The sequence below is a fragment of the Nocardia sp. IFM 10818 genome (assembly GCF_054655275.1).
Map to the genome: position 1 here is coordinate 3,939,440 of NZ_BAAHJH010000001.1, position 15,042 is coordinate 3,954,481.

Annotated in this window: 21 protein-coding genes; 13 read left to right on the forward strand and 8 right to left on the reverse strand. The window is 66.6% G+C overall.

Going from position 1 to position 15,042, the window contains the following annotated elements:
* Positions 1–22 precede the first annotated feature (22 nt).
* Positions 23–649: a TetR/AcrR family transcriptional regulator gene (locus tag ACYQ5L_RS17870; protein WP_459958824.1), complete on the forward strand. Its 627-nt coding sequence runs from the start codon at positions 23–25 to the stop codon at positions 647–649.
* Positions 650–673: 24 nt separating this feature from the next.
* On the opposite strand, the gene ACYQ5L_RS17875 is transcribed toward ACYQ5L_RS17870, so the two are convergent.
* On the reverse strand, positions 674–1,684 hold the full coding sequence (locus ACYQ5L_RS17875; protein ID WP_459958825.1) for an LLM class flavin-dependent oxidoreductase: 1,011 nt from the start codon (positions 1,682–1,684) through the stop codon (positions 674–676).
* 20 nt (positions 1,685–1,704) lie between these two features.
* Positions 1,705–1,998 carry an ArsR/SmtB family transcription factor gene (locus ACYQ5L_RS17880; protein ID WP_459958826.1) on the reverse strand — a complete coding sequence of 98 codons (294 nt, stop codon included), beginning with the start codon at positions 1,996–1,998 and terminating at the stop codon, positions 1,705–1,707.
* Positions 1,999–2,326: 328 nt separating this feature from the next.
* Here ACYQ5L_RS17880 and ACYQ5L_RS17885 point away from each other — a divergent pair, with 328 nt between their 5' ends.
* From ACYQ5L_RS17885 to thpD, 6 genes are all read left to right on the forward strand, one after another.
* Positions 2,327–2,536: a hypothetical protein gene (locus ACYQ5L_RS17885; RefSeq protein WP_459958827.1), complete on the forward strand. Its 210-nt coding sequence runs from the start codon at positions 2,327–2,329 to the stop codon at positions 2,534–2,536.
* A gap of 319 nt (positions 2,537–2,855) precedes the next feature.
* Positions 2,856–3,626: a response regulator transcription factor gene (locus ACYQ5L_RS17890; RefSeq protein WP_459958828.1), complete on the forward strand. Its 771-nt coding sequence runs from the start codon at positions 2,856–2,858 to the stop codon at positions 3,624–3,626.
* Positions 3,627–3,652: 26 nt separating this feature from the next.
* Positions 3,653–4,246 (forward strand): diaminobutyrate acetyltransferase, encoded by a 594-nt coding sequence (gene ectA / locus ACYQ5L_RS17895; protein WP_459958829.1) that lies wholly within the window; start codon positions 3,653–3,655, stop codon positions 4,244–4,246.
* Complete coding sequence (ectB, locus tag ACYQ5L_RS17900; protein WP_459958830.1) at positions 4,243–5,517, forward strand: diaminobutyrate--2-oxoglutarate transaminase; 1,275 nt, start codon at positions 4,243–4,245, stop codon at positions 5,515–5,517. The genes ectA and ectB overlap by 4 nt, the downstream gene beginning before the upstream one ends.
* A gap of 1 nt (position 5,518) precedes the next feature.
* The gene (locus ACYQ5L_RS17905) at positions 5,519–5,914 is read left to right on the forward strand and encodes an ectoine synthase (protein ID WP_459958831.1); all 396 of its coding nucleotides are present in this window, start codon (positions 5,519–5,521) and stop codon (positions 5,912–5,914) included.
* A gap of 23 nt (positions 5,915–5,937) precedes the next feature.
* The gene (thpD, locus tag ACYQ5L_RS17910) at positions 5,938–6,819 is read left to right on the forward strand and encodes an ectoine hydroxylase (protein WP_459958832.1); all 882 of its coding nucleotides are present in this window, start codon (positions 5,938–5,940) and stop codon (positions 6,817–6,819) included.
* A gap of 88 nt (positions 6,820–6,907) precedes the next feature.
* On the opposite strand, the gene ACYQ5L_RS17915 is transcribed toward thpD, so the two are convergent.
* On the reverse strand, positions 6,908–7,681 hold the full coding sequence (locus ACYQ5L_RS17915; protein WP_459958833.1) for an ABC transporter permease: 774 nt from the start codon (positions 7,679–7,681) through the stop codon (positions 6,908–6,910).
* Positions 7,682–7,753: 72 nt separating this feature from the next.
* Positions 7,754–8,185, reverse strand: coding sequence for a GNAT family N-acetyltransferase (locus tag ACYQ5L_RS17920; RefSeq protein WP_459958834.1), 432 nt, complete (start codon positions 8,183–8,185; stop codon positions 7,754–7,756).
* A 77-nt stretch (positions 8,186–8,262) separates the two neighbouring features.
* Here ACYQ5L_RS17920 and ACYQ5L_RS17925 point away from each other — a divergent pair, with 77 nt between their 5' ends.
* The gene (locus ACYQ5L_RS17925) at positions 8,263–8,766 is read left to right on the forward strand and encodes a hypothetical protein (RefSeq protein WP_459958835.1); all 504 of its coding nucleotides are present in this window, start codon (positions 8,263–8,265) and stop codon (positions 8,764–8,766) included.
* Here the strand turns inward: ACYQ5L_RS17925 and ACYQ5L_RS17930 are convergent.
* Entirely contained in the window at positions 8,678–9,112 is a 435-nt protein-coding gene (locus tag ACYQ5L_RS17930) for a VOC family protein (protein WP_459958836.1), read from the reverse strand. The genes ACYQ5L_RS17925 and ACYQ5L_RS17930 overlap by 89 nt on opposite strands.
* A 113-nt stretch (positions 9,113–9,225) precedes the next feature.
* Between ACYQ5L_RS17930 and ACYQ5L_RS17935 the strand changes: the two genes are divergently transcribed.
* Together ACYQ5L_RS17935 and ACYQ5L_RS17940 are read left to right on the forward strand one after the other, a co-directional pair.
* Positions 9,226–9,663 (forward strand): DoxX family protein, encoded by a 438-nt coding sequence (locus ACYQ5L_RS17935; RefSeq protein ID WP_459958837.1) that lies wholly within the window; start codon positions 9,226–9,228, stop codon positions 9,661–9,663.
* A gap of 147 nt (positions 9,664–9,810) precedes the next feature.
* Positions 9,811–10,614, forward strand: a complete 804-nt coding sequence (locus ACYQ5L_RS17940; protein WP_459958838.1) for a hypothetical protein — start codon at positions 9,811–9,813, stop codon at positions 10,612–10,614.
* Between the two features lie 43 nt (positions 10,615–10,657).
* On the opposite strand, the gene ACYQ5L_RS17945 is transcribed toward ACYQ5L_RS17940, so the two are convergent.
* Complete coding sequence (locus ACYQ5L_RS17945; RefSeq protein ID WP_459958839.1) at positions 10,658–11,143, reverse strand: DUF488 domain-containing protein; 486 nt, start codon at positions 11,141–11,143, stop codon at positions 10,658–10,660.
* Positions 11,144–11,237: 94 nt separating this feature from the next.
* On the opposite strand from ACYQ5L_RS17945, the gene ACYQ5L_RS17950 reads away from it, so the two are divergent.
* Positions 11,238–12,212, forward strand: coding sequence for a helix-turn-helix transcriptional regulator (locus ACYQ5L_RS17950; RefSeq protein WP_459958840.1), 975 nt, complete (start codon positions 11,238–11,240; stop codon positions 12,210–12,212).
* 59 nt (positions 12,213–12,271) lie between these two features.
* On the opposite strand, the gene ACYQ5L_RS17955 is transcribed toward ACYQ5L_RS17950, so the two are convergent.
* Complete coding sequence (locus ACYQ5L_RS17955) at positions 12,272–13,249, reverse strand: oxidoreductase (RefSeq protein WP_459958841.1); 978 nt, start codon at positions 13,247–13,249, stop codon at positions 12,272–12,274.
* 63 nt (positions 13,250–13,312) lie between these two features.
* Between ACYQ5L_RS17955 and ACYQ5L_RS17960 the strand changes: the two genes are divergently transcribed.
* Both ACYQ5L_RS17960 and ACYQ5L_RS17965 read left to right on the forward strand, forming a co-directional pair.
* The gene (locus ACYQ5L_RS17960; protein ID WP_459958842.1) at positions 13,313–13,720 is read left to right on the forward strand and encodes a MerR family transcriptional regulator; all 408 of its coding nucleotides are present in this window, start codon (positions 13,313–13,315) and stop codon (positions 13,718–13,720) included.
* A 51-nt stretch (positions 13,721–13,771) separates the two neighbouring features.
* Complete coding sequence (locus tag ACYQ5L_RS17965) at positions 13,772–14,482, forward strand: helix-turn-helix domain-containing protein (protein WP_459958843.1); 711 nt, start codon at positions 13,772–13,774, stop codon at positions 14,480–14,482.
* Here ACYQ5L_RS17965 and ACYQ5L_RS17970 read toward each other — a convergent pair.
* Positions 14,464–15,039 carry a dihydrofolate reductase family protein gene (locus ACYQ5L_RS17970; RefSeq protein WP_459958844.1) on the reverse strand — a complete coding sequence of 192 codons (576 nt, stop codon included), beginning with the start codon at positions 15,037–15,039 and terminating at the stop codon, positions 14,464–14,466. The genes ACYQ5L_RS17965 and ACYQ5L_RS17970 overlap by 19 nt on opposite strands.
* Positions 15,040–15,042 lie beyond the last annotated feature (3 nt).

A 15,042-nucleotide genomic window follows, 5' to 3' on the forward strand; every position in this document is an offset into this window, starting at 1 on the left:
CGAAAAATGAAATGGGGAAGAGATGGATTCGGAGCCGGAGCGGCGCCGGTACGACTCGTTGCGCCGGGCGGCGCAGGCGAAGCAGACGAGTGCGGAGATCGCCGAGGCGGCGCGAAAGCTGTTCCTGGCCCATGGGTGGGCGGCCACGACCGTGCGTGATGTGGCGCGGGAGGCCGGGGTTTCGGTGCCCACCGTGTACGCGGCCTACGGGAACAAGTCGGGGTTGACCAAGGCGCTGGTGGATGCGGCCGATCTGTCGGCGGATGCGGCGCGGATGATCGCCGGGCTCGAAGCGGATGCGGGTGATCCGGCGCGGCAATTGGGCGCGATCGCGGGATACGACCGGCGGCTGTTCGAGCGGGCGGGGGATGTGATCATGCTGGTGCGGGAGGCGGGGCGTACCGAACCCGAACTGGCGCAGGCCTATCGGGATGGCCGGGCCGCAGGTGATCGAACCCGCGTGCAGGTGTTCTCGTCCTGGCCGGAGGGCACGCTGCGCGCGGGGCTGGATGTGGCGTCGGCAGTCGATATCTATGCCGCGCTGTGCAATATCGATGTGTATCTGACGCTGACCGTCGAGCGCGGGTGGTCCGCGGATCGGGTCGAGCAGTGGTGGTGCGGAGTGCTGGTCCGCGAACTGCTGGCCTGAATGCGGCCGGCAGTTCGCGGTGGGTTATCCGGCGACCGGCTCGTGGGTGGCGCCGAGGGTGCGGCCGGTGAGTTCGACCGAGCGGATGCGGTCGGCGATCTCGGTGGCGTAGTGGGCGGTGATGAGTTCGTCGGCCCGGATGGAGGCGGCGAAGTCGGCGAGGTAGGCGTCGACCTCGGCGGGGGTGCCCACGGCGGTGTATTTGGTCATGGCCATGAGGTGGCTTCCATTGGGGGAGGCCAGGAATGCGTCGATCTCGGCGTCGGTGTAGTTGGGGGTGGAGGGGCCGCGAGCGATCATGGCGCGAGCGCGGGAGCGGTAGGCGATGGTCTTCTGGGCTTCGGCCGCATCGCGGTCGTCGGCGGCGAAGACATTGATACCGGCCATGACGTAGGGCTCGGCCAATTGCTCGGAGGGCTGGAAGGTTTCGCGGTAGACATCCACCGCCCGATGCAGGGCGTCGGGGGCGAAATGCGAGGCGAAGGCGTAGGGGAGGCCCAGGTGCGCGGCGAGCTGGGCGCCGAACAGCGAGGAGCCCAGGATGTAGAGGGGGACACCGTTTTCCGGGCGCGGGACGGCGTTGACGCCGGGCACGCGGGTATTTCCGTTGAGGAAACCCTGGAGTTCGAGCACGTCCTGCGGGAAGGAATCGGCCGAGGCCGGATCGCGGCGCAGTGCGTACATGGTCTTCTGATCGCTGCCGGGCGCGCGGCCCAGGCCGAGGTCGATACGGCCCGGATGCAGGGTTTCCAGGGTGCCGAACTGCTCGGCGATCACCAGCGGGGAGTGGTTGGGCAGCATGATGCCGCCCGCGCCGAGCCGAATCGTGCTGGTGTGATTGGCGATATGGGCGATGAGCACGCTGGTGGCGCTGGAGGCGATGGAGCGCATGTTGTGGTGCTCGGCGTACCAGACGCGGCGGTAGCCGCTGCGCTCGGCGGCCTGCGCCAACTGCACGCTGTTGCCGAAACTTTCGCGCGCGCTCTGGCCGGGCGCGATGGTCGCCAGGTCGAGGATGGACAGCGCCAGGGGCATGGGAGGACTGCCTTTCGATATCAGAGCCGGCTGTGCAGGAGAGCGGTGAACTCGCGGATGCGGGCCTCGTCGCGGCGGTAGTACATCCATTGACCGCGCCGGGTCGCGGTGAGGAAGCCGGCGCGTTGCAGGATCGCCAGGTGTGCCGAGATGGTGGAGGCGGAGGCGCCCGCCTTCTGCTGGATGAGGCCCGCGCACACGCCCAGTTCGGCCGTATCCGCCGCACGTCCGGGGAAGTGCGTCTGCGGCTGCTTGAGCCACTCCAGGATTCGCAACCGGGTCTCGTTCGCCAGTGCCTTGCACTCGTCGAGCACGCCACCATCCTTCGTTATTTCGCTAATTCCCGAAATTAGTCCGGATGCGGGCGGTTGGCATCGTGACAACGGTCACCTCCGGGCCATCGCGGACATCCCGGCCGAAAAGTTGCGACCGGTTCGCTGAATGTCAGAAGGTTGGCACGATTCGTCATCTCATCAGGCGCTGGATGTCGGATGCGCGCGGTTACTGTGGTCGGCGGTCCGGACAGATGGTGTGCTGCCGGTACCGATCGAGGGGTGAAGGTCTCGCCCTGCGCTCCCGGTGGCTGTCCAATCGCGGGGTGAGACCTTCACGCCGGCAACGCTCGACGTGAGGTGAGTGCGGATGATGGCGACCAGCGCGCAGCGCCTGCTGGCCGAAGTGCTGCCGCGTTACGGGTCGGTGGAGGCCTTCATCGCGGAACTACGCCGCGCGGTGGGTGATCCGCGGCGCGACGATCCGGGTCCCGATCACCCGACGCTCGAATTGCCGCCCGCGCGTGCGCATCCCGTGACCGATATGGGAGGCAGGCATCGGCGGCCGGATCCGGAGTGAACCCGGCGGCGCGGCGAGGGGTCGACGCTGGGGGACTGCTGGATTGTCGTCGATGTGCAGCGCTGGCCCGGATGAGCCAGCAGCCAGGTCGGCGGGAACATGTTCGCAATCCCGTTGTAAGGAAGCCGTCAAGAAACAGCCGGTAGCTGGAGTGCATAACGGCTGGTGGTCGGCGTTTTGCCGCCTCGCGGCCCTATGTGGAGGGCCATTGTCCGGTTTGACGGTTAGCTGAACGGGTACTCGCTATCTTCGTGTGCGGCGTGCAACCGATGTCGCTCGCCGAGGGCGCGAACGTGTCCGCTGTCGAAGAGGATGGGTGATGGGTGCGAACCTGATGATCGTGGAAGACGACGACCGGGTCCGCGGGGCATTGCGGGTCGCCATGGAGGACGAGGGCTACGAGGTCGCCGAGGCCTGGGAGGTGGACGCGGCGCTCGAACATCTCCGCAATCACGGCGAACCCGATGTCATGATCGTCAATCTCATGCTCGGCGATATGGATGGATTCACCTGTATCCGGGAGGTGCGGCGCGATTCGGATGTGCCGATCATCGTCATCAGCGCGCGCGACGACACCCACGATGTGGTGGCGGCGCTGGAAGCGGGCGCGGACGACTTCGTGAGCAAACCGTTCGTCATCAAGGAGATTTCGGCCCGCATGCGCGCGCTGCGGCGCCGGGCCCGGCTGGCGGAGCGGGACAACGGCGCCGACGATCTGCCCGAACCGCTGACAGAGATTGTGCTGGAAGACCATTCGGATCATCCGCTGGTGCTCTCGCCCGACGGCGGCCTGGTGCGCAGGGGTGAGGAACCCCTGCATCTCACCGTCACCGAATTCCGGCTGCTGTGTGAGCTGGCCACCAATGCCGGGCGCGTGCTCAGTCGCGGCGTGCTGCTCGAACGGGTCTGGGACGGAGAGTTTTTCGGTGACGAACGCATTGTAGACGTGCACGTGCGACGGTTGCGGACCAAGATCGAGCGCGATCCCGGGGCTCCGCGCCTGGTCGTCACCGTGCGCGGACTGGGCTATCGGCTCGATGTGCAGAGCGATCGTCATGAGATCGCAAAGATCTCGCACGGGAGTTCGTAAAGTTCCTTTGAAAGTCTGAAGCGGTCATGCAGACACAATTCAGGAACTCTCACGCTAAAACTCAGCAAACCCTGCTGACCAAGCCCGTGCGATCCGCGATGCCACCGGCATCGTCTGTGAAACCATCGATCCTGGTACGCAATCCGTTACTGGACGACGGCGGCCGGATGTGGCGCATCGCCAAGGACTCCCGGGTTCTGGACGCGAATTCGAGCTACGCGTATCTCCTTTGGTGCCGCGACTTCGCGACCACCTCCGTCGTCGCCGAAATCGGCGGTGAAGTAGCCGGATTCGTCATCGGATACGTACGCCCGCAGCAGCCGGACACGCTGTTCGTCTGGCAGGTCGCCGTCGATCACGCCTTCCGCGGTCGCGGCATCGGCGTCGCCATGATCGACGTGCTGCTGGAAAGCCTTGCCGATCAAGGCGTTTCCCTGCTCGAGACCACCATCTCGCCGGACAACACCGCCTCCATCGCCATGTTCGGCGCGCTGGCGCGCCGGCGCCGGTCCGCCATGACCAGAACCCCGCTCTTCACCCCCGGCCACTTCCCCGACAGCCATGAAGCCGAGCTGCTGTACCGCATAGCGCCGGCAAACGATCAGGAGATTCGCCGATGACCACCACCGAGATGACGATCTTCGACGCCCTCGAGTCGAATGTGCGCGGCTACTGCCGCTCCTGGCCGACCGTGTTCGACACCGCCTCCGGTGCCTGGATCCACGACGAGAACGGCCGGGACTACCTGGACTTCTTCGCCGGCGCGGGCGCGCTGAACTACGGGCACAACAACCCGGTGCTCAAGGACGCGCTGCTGGAGTACATCGCCGGCGACGGGATCACCCATGCGCTGGATATGTCGACCGTCGCCAAGCGGCGGCTGCTCGAGACGGTGCAGCGCCTGGTGCTGGAGCCGCGCGGGCTCGACTACAAGGTGCAGTTCCCGGGGCCGACCGGCGCCAATGCGGTGGAGGCGGCGCTCAAGCTGGCGCGCAAGGTGACCGGGCGCACCGAGATCCTGAACTTCACCAATGCCTTTCACGGGATGACGCTGGGCGCGCTGGCGGTCACCGGCAATGCTGCCAAGCGGGCCGGAGCGGGCGTGCCGCTGCAGCACGCCACCTCGCTGCCCTATGACGGCTACCTGGCGGATATGGACACCGATCCGTTCCAGTGGATGGCGCGGGCGCTCGACGACCGCTCCTCGGGGCTGGACAAGCCCGCGGCGGTGATCGTGGAGACCGTACAGGGCGAGGGCGGCGTGAATGTCGCGCGGGCCGAATGGCTACGCGGACTGGCCGATCTGTGCGCGGCGCGGGAGATCCTGCTCATCGTCGACGATGTGCAGATGGGCTGCGGGCGCACCGGGCCGTTCTTCTCCTTCGAGACCGCCGGGATCACGCCCGATATCGTCACTCTGTCGAAATCCATTGGCGGCTATGGGCTTCCGATGGCGCTGGTGCTGTTCAAACCGGAGCTGGACCAGTGGAAGCCGGGCGAGCACAATGGCACCTTCCGCGGGAACAACCCGGCCTTCGTCACCGCGCGGGTGGCGCTGGAGCACTACTGGGGCAGTGACGCCCTGGAGTCGGCGACCCTGGCCAAGGGGGAGCGGGTGCACCGGGCGCTCAGCGGTGTGGTCGCCGCATTCGACGGTCTGTCGGTGCGCGGGCGCGGCCTGGTGCACGGAATCGCGTTCGACGATGCGTCGCGCGCGGGCAAGGTATCGCAGGTCGCCTTCGAGAACGGGCTGCTGGTGGAGACCTCGGGCTCCGAGGACGAAGTGGTGAAACTGCTTCCGCCGCTGACGATTACCGATGCCGAGCTCGATCACGGCCTGGAAATCCTGGCCGCGTCGGTGGATGTGGTGTGCGGCGGGCGGGGGCACTGACATGATCGTGCGCACCACGGCGGAAATCACCGGCACCGACCGCGATGTGGCGGGCGTGGGCTGGCGCAGCAAGCGCATCATCCTCGGCGGCGACGGGGTCGGATTCTCCTTCCACGAGACCACCATCGACGCCGGCAGCGTGCACGAATTCCACTATCGGCATCATGTGGAGGCCGTGTGGCTCATCGAAGGCGAGGGCACGCTCACCGATCTCGACAACGGCGTCACCTATGAGCTCGGCCCCGGCTCGATGTACCTGCTCAACGGCCACGAACGGCACCGGCTCGACGTGCGGGCGCGCATGCGCATGCTGTGCGTGTTCAACCCGCCGGTCACCGGTCAGGAAGTCCATGACGAGAACGGCGTCTACCCGCTCGTAGCGGTTCCCGCCCAGTAACGAATCACAGGAGTCCCCAACGAATGTCGTTGCCCGACACCACCCGCATCGACCGTTACCCCACCCGCACCGCGCAACCGCTCCCGCATGTGGAGCGGACCGACCGCACCGTGTGGGGTGAGATCGGCACCCCGGCCCTGTCGAACTTCGAGGCCGACGGCTTCGCGGTCGTGAACCGGCTGCTCGATCCCGATGAGGTCACCGATTTCGCCATCGCCATCGATCGCCTCGGCCGGGAACCCGAGCTGCGGCTCGATGACCGGGTGATCATCGAAAAGTCCTCCAACACCGTCCGTTCCATCTTCGAGGTGCACAAGCTGAGCCCGATGATCGCGGATCTGGTGCGCGAGACCCGCGTCGCCGGCCTGGCCCGCCAGATCCTGGGCTCGGACGTCTACCTGCACCAGACCCGGATCAACTACATGCCCGGCATGAAGGGCACCGGTTTCTACTGGCACTCGGATTTCGAAACCTGGCACGCCGAAGACGGCATGCCCGCACCCCGCGCGGTGAGCCTGTCCATCGCCCTGACGGACAACTACCCGTACAACGGCAGCCTCATGGTCATGCCCGGCTCCCACCGCACCTTCGTCCCGTGCCAAGGCGAGACCCCGGCCGACAACTACCAGAATTCGTTGCGGGAGCAGCAGATCGGCGTCCCCTCGCCCGCCGACATCGCCGATCTGGCCGGCAAATACGGCATCACCCAGTTCACCGGCCCCGCAGGCTCGGCATTGCTGTTCGACTCCAACATCATGCACGGCTCGTCGAACAACATCACGCCCTATCCCCGCTCGAATATCTTCCTGGTCTTCAACAGCGTGGAGAACACCCTCGTAGACCCCTACGCCGCGGCGTCCCCCCGCCCGACCTACATCGCGAGCCGGGACTTCACCCCCCTCTGACCGCGGCCGCTCCCTCCAATCCGAGCGCACCGCACCCGAGCAGGTCCTCGCACCGTCCCTCCCGCGAGGACCTGCTCGCCTCTCTCGGCTACCGGGCCGTTGTGCGCGAAATACGCCCGCGCGCAACGAGTTCGATCGTCGTCGCGACCGCGCACGACTGCGCGAGCAGCAGTCCCAGCAGGACCAGTACCTGGACAGCGGCGGCCTGCGCCGCGGACCCGCTCGCCATCAGCACTCCGACGAAAGCCCCTGGCAGCGTGACCAATCCGACGGTCCGAGTCTGATCGACGCCCGGCAGCAGGGCATCCCCGGCGGTCGTCCGAATAATCTCGAGCCGCGCATCCCGATCGGTGAACCCCAAACTGAGCGCCGCCTCCACCTCCCCATGGCGATCCCGCAACGTATCCAGCGCCCGCCGACCGGCCAGCGATGTCGCAGTCATGGTGCCCCCCAACACAATCCCTCCGATCGGCACCACCGCCACCCCGGTCAACGGCACCACACCGCTGACCAGAATCGGCGTCAGCGTCGCCACAGCACCCACCCCGATGGACACCGTCACCCACGCCCCCGACCACCCGGCCCCACTCCGCCGCGCCGCCGTGACCACCGCCGCCCCGAACATGACCCCCAGCACCAACACCGACGACCACAACCGCGACAACGCCACCGCCAACACCAACGCCACCACCGTCAGCTGCCCCACCGCCCGCACCGCCGCCCCCGGCGCAACCGCCATCGCCCCCAACCCGGCCACCCGGTAAACCACGACCGTCCCCGCCACCAACACCAAACACAACGCCGCCAACCCCACACTCGGCGTCGCCACCGCGTTCACACCCACCTCCGAAGCTCGGACCATTCCGCTCTGCCGGGACCATACGACGCGCGAGATTTCCTGCGCACACGGCGGTGTTGCCCGTTCGGGACCGGCTCATCCCTCGGCGATGAGCGTCATCCAATTCTGTGGATCCGTCAGAGGGGCGAAACCGGCCTCGGCGTACAGGCTGTGGGCGTCGAATGTCACCAGCGCGATTCGCCTGATCTTGTAGGACGCGAGGTGGTCACGAACTGCGGCGACGAGCCGCCTGCCGAGACCTTTGCCGCGATGCTCGCGATCCACATAGACATCGCAGAGCCAGGCGAAGGTTGCCTTGTCGGTGACAACACGAGCGTAGGCAACCTGCTCCCCGTCGGCGTCGTATACACCGAAGTTCAGTGACCCGCGGATCGCCCGCTCGACGATCTCCCACTCACGTCCCAGCGCCCAGTACGTATCGGTCGACAGCCAGTGGTGGACTCGATCCACGTCGATCCGCTCCGGGTCGACATCGATGCCGTATCCATCTTCATCGCGCGGTGTCATCGCCCGATGCTAACCGCGTGACCATGAACCGATAACGTCTGTCCGCGAAGGCGATAACTCGGAACGAGGGGGAGTCGATGCCTGGGGACGAATCCGCAGTTGTGCGGGTGAAGCGGGGCTGGGCCCAGCACCGGCAGACGCGGTATCGGATCGCGGCAGGCTTCGCGATCCTCGGCGCACTCGTATGGCTCATGCTGGCATTCGGCATGTGGATGCAGTCCCAGGAAGGCAAGTGGCAGGACAACGACTACCTGTCGATCGGCGATTCGACGATCTCCGCCGACGACCTCATGTCGTTGCTCGGCATCGCATTCCTGCTCATCGCCGCCCTGCTGGCCAGCGGCGCGGTATTCCTGTTGCGAGGCAGGCCATCCGGACGCTCCCTAATATTGGCGGGAGCATGGCTGGTCACCCTCGGCCAGTTGTTCGCGGCAGTGCTCGCCCGGATCCCGATCGACGCCTTCTACTACTCCACGCCCCCCAGCCCCGTCTTCATAACGCCGTTGGTGATCTTCCCGCTGCTGACGATCCTCTGCCTGACGGGCCGAGCAGATCCCAGCGGTTCCCCGACACATCGATGAACACGGCAACCCGGCCGTAGTCCTCATCCCGAGGCTCGCTCACGAATTCCACTCCCGCGGAAGCCATCCGACGATAAGCACCATCGAAGTCCTCCACACGAAGAAAGAACCCCACCCGCCCCGCCACCTGGTCCCCAACGACAGTCACCTGCCGCTCGCCATCGGCGCGAGCAAGCAGAATCCCCGTACCCCCGCCCGGCGGCCGCACCACAACCCACCGCTTCGGCCGACCATCATTGGTCACCGACGGCGAATCCTCCGCCAATTCGAACCCGAGCGCCCCCACAAAGAAGTCGATCGCCGGCTCATACTCCGCCACCACGATCGTCACCAGCTCCAAGTGCACGTCCCGAGCCTAAGCCCCTTTCTTTCGCGGGCGGCGATGAATCTCGAGACCGCGCTCCGTCCTATCCGGTGAACGCGCTACCAACCCGGCGCGACCGACCAGAAGGACCCGACATGACCACCGCGAACCCCACCGCCAACTTCTCCACCGACCTCGCCCACCGCCCCGGCAAGACCCGCAACCGGGTGCTGTGGACCCTGCAGATCGTGCTCGGCCTGTTCTTCATCATCGCCTCCGGCGGGCCCAAGCTCGTCATCCCGAACATGCTGATGGACAACGCCCCCGAGAATCTCACCATCCCGCTCGGGCTGCTCGTCTTCATCGGCGTGGTGGAGGTCGCCGGCGGTATCGGCCTGATGGTGCCGCGACTGAGCGCCCTGGCTGCGGCGGGGCTGTCGGTGCTGACCGTGCTCGCCGCGGGGACGCAGGCCTTCATCGCCGACAAGCCGTCGATGGCGATCTTCCCGCTGGTGCTGGCCGCGATCTTCGGCTGGATCGCCTACGAGCGGCGCGCCACCGTCACCGATCTGCGGAACTCGCTGTCGCGGTGACAGATCCATCCGAACGACCGGTGATCGGTGGCCTGGCCCACCGGTCGCCGGTAACGCGTGTCTCGATCGCCTGTCGGGTTGGCGGGCGATCGATGTGGAGCGGAATAAGAGCTGGAGTGGTCGGCTCTGGTCGATGATCATGATCGGGTGTCGAATATCTTCACGTGCTTCCTGCGCGTTTACGCCGCACATGGTCATCGGATCGACCGCCGCGAGGCGGAGTGGATTGCGGCTGCGGTGAGCTCGAACGATGGGGATCCGTGGAGGAGTACGGACGGTTCCTACTGGGTCCCGGTCCATTACCGGGTTCAGGATGGGGGAGGGTATGTCGATATCCAGTACGGCGATGGCAAGGGTATCGGGCTGGAACATTTCATCGACGACAGCTATACCGAGACCCGGTACCGGGCACTGTGGCGACGCAGTCACAACGAGGGCAGTGATGAGGACGTCGTAGCTCGTCGGGACGTCGTGGATGAAGGTCGGGTCTGCCGTTACGGTTTCGACGAGTTGCGGGTCGAAACCACGACCGGTGGATATCCGTCCGCTGGCCTTCCATCGTGGTGGAGACCGGCTGGAGACGGCATCTGGACTATGGCGGTTGTCGGAAGCTATCGCACCGGAAATGACCGCTCTGACATGGGAATCGGACCATGCGCGACGCTGACCGACCGGTCATCGCCGCCGGGGCCATCGGACTTGATGACGCCCACCACGCCTTGCTATTACGGGAATGATGTGTCCGCGGTGGATCCGGCCTGGTTACAGCCGTTGATCAATGGCCACCCCGACGTAGTGCGAGCCCAATGTCGCTGGCGCGGGAGGGTGGTGCACCAAGCCGCCTTTGAAGACACCGAGTGGGGCGGCGTTCAGTGGTGTCACCGCAACGCGGACGACTGGGACAACTTTCTCGATCCTGAATTCCTCCGGTACGAGGGTGTCACTGAGTAACTCGTCGCAGATGAGGTCTACCGACTCGACAGCCGTGACCGGCTCAGGTTGGGCGGAGATTGGTGACTGGTAGGCCGGTATGGGTGCTCAGGTGGGTGGCTACGAGGGAGCGGTGGCAGGCTTCGGGGTCGCGTTCTACGCAGAAGAGGGCGATGGTTCCGGTGGGTGGGAGTTCGGAAAGGAGGGCGGGGAGGTTGTAGGGGGTGAGGATTTCTTGGGTGTAGCGGGTGGTGTAGGCGGGGGAGAGGGATTTGCGGTTGCGTTTGCCTACGCCTTGGCGGGCGTCTTCGCGGTATTGGAGGTGGCGGAGGGCGGTGGTGGGGGCCAGGGCTTTGAGGTGGCGGTAGGGGATGTTTGCGGTGGCTAGGGTGTGTTGGAGGCGGGTGGCGTTGGCCCAGGAGTAGTCGGGGCCTCGGACGCCTCGGCGTTGGCGGAGGTCCAGGAGGAGGTCGACGCCTTCGGTGGTGAGTTGGGTCAGGAAGGTTTCGGCGGTGAAGCCGTAGACGCCGATGGTGGTGATTCGGTTCATTGCAGCTTGGTGGGGGCGTTTTTGTTGGACATGCTGGTTAGGCTGCCAAGGAAACGTGACATCTTGTGTCGGGTATTTCTGAGAAGGTTTTTGCATGCGTGCTGATCGGCTGGTCTCGCTGGTGTTGCTGTTGCGGCGGCACGGGCGGTTGACTGCGCCGGAGTTGGCTCGGGAGTTGGAGGTTTCGACTCGGACGGTGTTGCGGGATATCGAGGCGTTGTCGGCGGCGGGGGTGCCGGTGTATGCCGAGCGGGGGCGGCATGGGGGGTTTGCGTTGTTGCCCGGGTTTCAGACCGAGTTGACGGGGGTGAATCACGAGGAGGCGCTGGCGCTGCTGGTGGCTGGATCGCGGCGGGGCGCACAGGCATTCGGGCTGGGGTCGGCGCTGGCCTCGGCCATGCGGAAAGTGGTCGACGCGTTGCCCGAGAGCAATCGGGTCAATGCGACGGACGCGGCGGAGCGGTTGCTGATCGATCCGGAGACCGATCTGCTCTCCCGGCGACTGGTGGCGGAGGAGGTGCCCGATGCCGTGGTGGCCGAGGTTCGGAAGGCGGTGTTCGCCGGGCACAAGCTGCGCATTCACTATGCGGCCGTGGATCAGAGCCCGAAATGGCGCACGGTGGACCCGATCGGGCTGGTGATCGTGCGCGAGCACGTCTACCTGCTGGCCACGAGGTCGGGTGCGGATCGCACCTATCGGCTGTCCCGGATTCTGGCGGCCGAGGCGCTCTCCGAACCTGCCCAGCGGCCGGAGCGGGTGGATCTGGACCGGGCCTGGCAGGAACGGAGCACGCGGTTTCGGAACGGGGGCGACCTGATCACCGTGCTGGTGCGGGTGGACCCGGCGCGGCGGGAGGAACTGGTGGGCACCGCGCTGGCAGTGCTCACCGAGGAGACCGACGCGGATGGGTGGCTGCGGCTCGAGGTGAGCTTCCAGGATGCGAGACATGCCGAATGGGCGCTGTGGCAGCTCGCCACGCACGCGGAAGCCCTTGCCCCGCAATGGTTGCGGACCTCTCTGAGCGACCGCGCCGCCGCACTCGCCACCCGTTATGGACTGTCACCCTGAGAGGTCGTCGACGCTGGGGGTGGCCATGCGCTCGGCTTCGTCCCCGAACGCTACCCGGCCTATCGAGAGAAGCTGTCCACACCGGTGAGGTCGCGGGACAGGGTCCAGAGGCGGGATGCGGAAATCGGGTCTATCGCCCAGGGTTTGACGCCGCCGATGAGCATGTCGTCGGTGGTGGCGGGGGCGGCGACGGTGCAGTCCTGGCAGTAGGCGCCGCCGTGGGCGGTGAGTTCGGGGGCGGTGGCTGCCCACAAGGCGGTTGCGGCGCCTTGTTCGGGGGTTTTGAAGCCGTCGGCGTGGTGGCCTTCGGAGGTGATCCAGCCTTGGGCGAGTTGTTCCTCGTGGGGGATGTGGCGTTGGAGAGGCGTGAGGATGCTGCCCGGGTGGACGGCGAAGGCGTGGATGTCGTGGGGTGCGGCGAGCGCGTCGAGGTGGACGGCGAACAGGGCGTTGGCGGTTTTGGATTGGGCGTAGGCCGTCCAGTGGTTGTAGGAGTGGCGCAAATGCGGGTCGTCCCAATGGATGTCGGAGAGGAAGTGGCCGGAGGAAGTCACCGAGACGATGCGGGAGCCGGGGCCCAGAGCGGGGCGAAGCCGGTTGACCAGGGCGTAGTGGCCGAGGTGGTTGATGGCCAGGTGGGCTTCCCAGCCGGGGCCGATGAGGTGGCGGGGGTAGGCCATGACGCCCGCGTTGGTGATGATGATGTCGAGGGGGCGGTCGGTGCGCAGGAACCGGTCGGTGAAGGTGCGGACGCTGTCGAGGTCGGCCAGGTCGAGTTCGTGTACTTCGACGTTGTCGAGGTCGTGGAGTGCCTGCCGCGCCAGCGCTGGACGGCGCGCGGGGACAATGACTTTCGCGCCGGCGTGGACCAGGGCCCGGGTGGCTGCCGCGCCGAGACCGGAGTAGCCGCCGGTGATCAGGACGTGCTTGCCGGTGAGATCGATGCCGGCGAGGACCTCGGCGGCGGTGCTGTGGGCGCCGAAGCCCGAGTCGATCGTGTGCTGCGCGGTAGTCCTGGCGTGCTGCTCTGTTGTCATGAGGCGAACGCTAGGATCTAGAGTGCGATCTAGGTCAAGCTCTGGCAGGGCGGTTCAGCGGTAATGAGTGGACTTTCCATTGGCGACGTCGCGGAGGCGACCGGTCTGGGCGTGCACGCCCTGCGGTTCTTCGAGCGCGAAGACCTGTTCCTGCGCCCGATTCCCCGTACCGCTGGTGGGCATCGCAGCTATGACAAAGCGGATGTGGAGTGGCTGCTGCTGTGCAACCGCCTGCGGGAGTCGGGGATGCCGATCGCCACACTCCGGAGGTTTGCGGGGCTGGTGCGGTCCGGGCCGGGCAATGAGCCGGAACGGCTCGCGCTGCTGGAAGAACACGAGCGGGCCGTGCGGGCCAAGATCGCGGATCTCACCGCGAATCTCGAGATCATCCACGGCAAGGTTGTCGCCTACCGGCAGCACGTGCGGGACGGGACCGCCGTGGGCGTGTGGTCGCCGGAACCGCCGGCATAGCCGTTGTCTCCGAAATCGCTGCGGCGCAAAGCCGGGATTACACTCACGTCGGTGGGATTGGTTTTCGAGACGCGGGCTTCGGATTCGCCGTGGATCGACTCCGTGTGGACGTGCCGCAGCGAGCAGGTCGCGGAAATGACCTCGGTGGCGTGCGAGACCTGGGGGTTGGTGTTCTGGAAGCAGGATGGCGTGGCGTACGCGTCGGTCACGGGGCCCGAAAGCCGGACCGGAACCGCGCCGGTGCCCGAAGGGGCGGATTTCGTGGGAATCCAATTCGCGGTGGGCACCTCACTGCGCGCGGTGGCCGCGCCGACCCTGGTCGACAGCGGGATCGTGCTGCCGGATGTGACGCACCGCGGCTTCTGGCTGGACGGCACCCGCTGGGAGACACCGTGTCTGGACGATGCCGAGGCGCTCGTCGAACGGCTCGTCCGAGACGGCGCGGTGGTCCGCGACAGCCTGGTCGCGGACGTGCTGCGGGGCCACCGCCCCGCGGCCACCGATCGCACGGTCGAGCGCCGCTTCCGCGCGGCGACGGGCCTCACCCGGGGCGCGGTGCGGCAGATCGGGCGGGCCCGCACCGCCGCGCTCCTGTTGTCCACGGGTGAGAGCCCGGCCGATGTCGTCGACAAGCTCGCCTACTACGACGAACCCCATCTCGCCCGGGCGCTGCGGCAGTACGTCGGGCGCACCGCGCGGGAACTCCGCGAGGGCCGCGGCGGTGCGATCGCGCTCGATGCCGGTCAGCGCACCACGTCGTAGATGAGCTTGGCGACGCCATTGGAGTAGGTGGCGGACTCGCGCAGGCGCAGGTTCTGCTTATCGCGGTCCGCCCGGCTGAACAGGCTCTTGCCCGCGCCCAGCAGCACCGGGAACACCAGCAGGTTGTAGCGGTCGATCAGATCCGCGTCGGCCAGCCGCCGCGCCAGCTCGGCGCTGCCGTGAATGAAGATCGCGCCGCCGTCGCCCTTCTTCAGCTCGGCGATATCGTCGACCGACCGCAGGATGGTGATCGGACCCCAGCCCTCGATCAGCGCATCGTCTTTGAGCGTGGTCGACACGACGTACTTGGGCAGCTCCTTGTACGCGGCGTGATCCTCGGAATCGCGCCAGATCGGCGCGAACGCCTCGTAGCTGTTGCGCCCGAACATGAGCGCCGAGGTGTCGGCCAGTTCCTCGCCCTTGAGCGAGTACGCCTCGGGGACGAATTCGGTCTCCATCACCCAGCCGCCGCTGCGATGACCCTCGACCTTGCCGCCCGGCGAATCCACCACGCCGTCCAGCGACATGAAGCCCGTGTAGACCAGTTCCCGTGTCAAAAC

Coding starts and splice junctions, on each gene's coding strand:
- ACYQ5L_RS17870 (WP_459958824.1), top strand. CDS start 23: ATGGATTCGGAGCCGGAGCGGCGCCGGTACGACTCGTTGCGCCGGGCG.
- ACYQ5L_RS17925 (WP_459958835.1), top strand. CDS start 8,263: ATGCCTGGGGACGAATCCGCAGTTGTGCGGGTGAAGCGGGGCTGGGCC.
- ACYQ5L_RS17905 (WP_459958831.1), top strand. CDS start 5,519: ATGATCGTGCGCACCACGGCGGAAATCACCGGCACCGACCGCGATGTG.
- ectB (WP_459958830.1), top strand. CDS start 4,243: ATGACCACCACCGAGATGACGATCTTCGACGCCCTCGAGTCGAATGTG.
- ACYQ5L_RS17920 (WP_459958834.1), bottom strand. CDS start 8,185: ATGACACCGCGCGATGAAGATGGATACGGCATCGATGTCGACCCGGAG.
- ACYQ5L_RS17960 (WP_459958842.1), top strand. CDS start 13,313: ATGAGTGGACTTTCCATTGGCGACGTCGCGGAGGCGACCGGTCTGGGC.
- ectA (WP_459958829.1), top strand. CDS start 3,653: ATGCAGACACAATTCAGGAACTCTCACGCTAAAACTCAGCAAACCCTG.
- ACYQ5L_RS17950 (WP_459958840.1), top strand. CDS start 11,238: ATGCGTGCTGATCGGCTGGTCTCGCTGGTGTTGCTGTTGCGGCGGCAC.
- ACYQ5L_RS17875 (WP_459958825.1), bottom strand. CDS start 1,684: ATGCCCCTGGCGCTGTCCATCCTCGACCTGGCGACCATCGCGCCCGGC.
- ACYQ5L_RS17945 (WP_459958839.1), bottom strand. CDS start 11,143: ATGAACCGAATCACCACCATCGGCGTCTACGGCTTCACCGCCGAAACC.
- ACYQ5L_RS17890 (WP_459958828.1), top strand. CDS start 2,856: ATGGGTGCGAACCTGATGATCGTGGAAGACGACGACCGGGTCCGCGGG.
- ACYQ5L_RS17955 (WP_459958841.1), bottom strand. CDS start 13,249: ATGACAACAGAGCAGCACGCCAGGACTACCGCGCAGCACACGATCGAC.
- ACYQ5L_RS17935 (WP_459958837.1), top strand. CDS start 9,226: ATGACCACCGCGAACCCCACCGCCAACTTCTCCACCGACCTCGCCCAC.
- ACYQ5L_RS17915 (WP_459958833.1), bottom strand. CDS start 7,681: ATGGTCCGAGCTTCGGAGGTGGGTGTGAACGCGGTGGCGACGCCGAGT.
- ACYQ5L_RS17885 (WP_459958827.1), top strand. CDS start 2,327: ATGATGGCGACCAGCGCGCAGCGCCTGCTGGCCGAAGTGCTGCCGCGT.
- thpD (WP_459958832.1), top strand. CDS start 5,938: ATGTCGTTGCCCGACACCACCCGCATCGACCGTTACCCCACCCGCACC.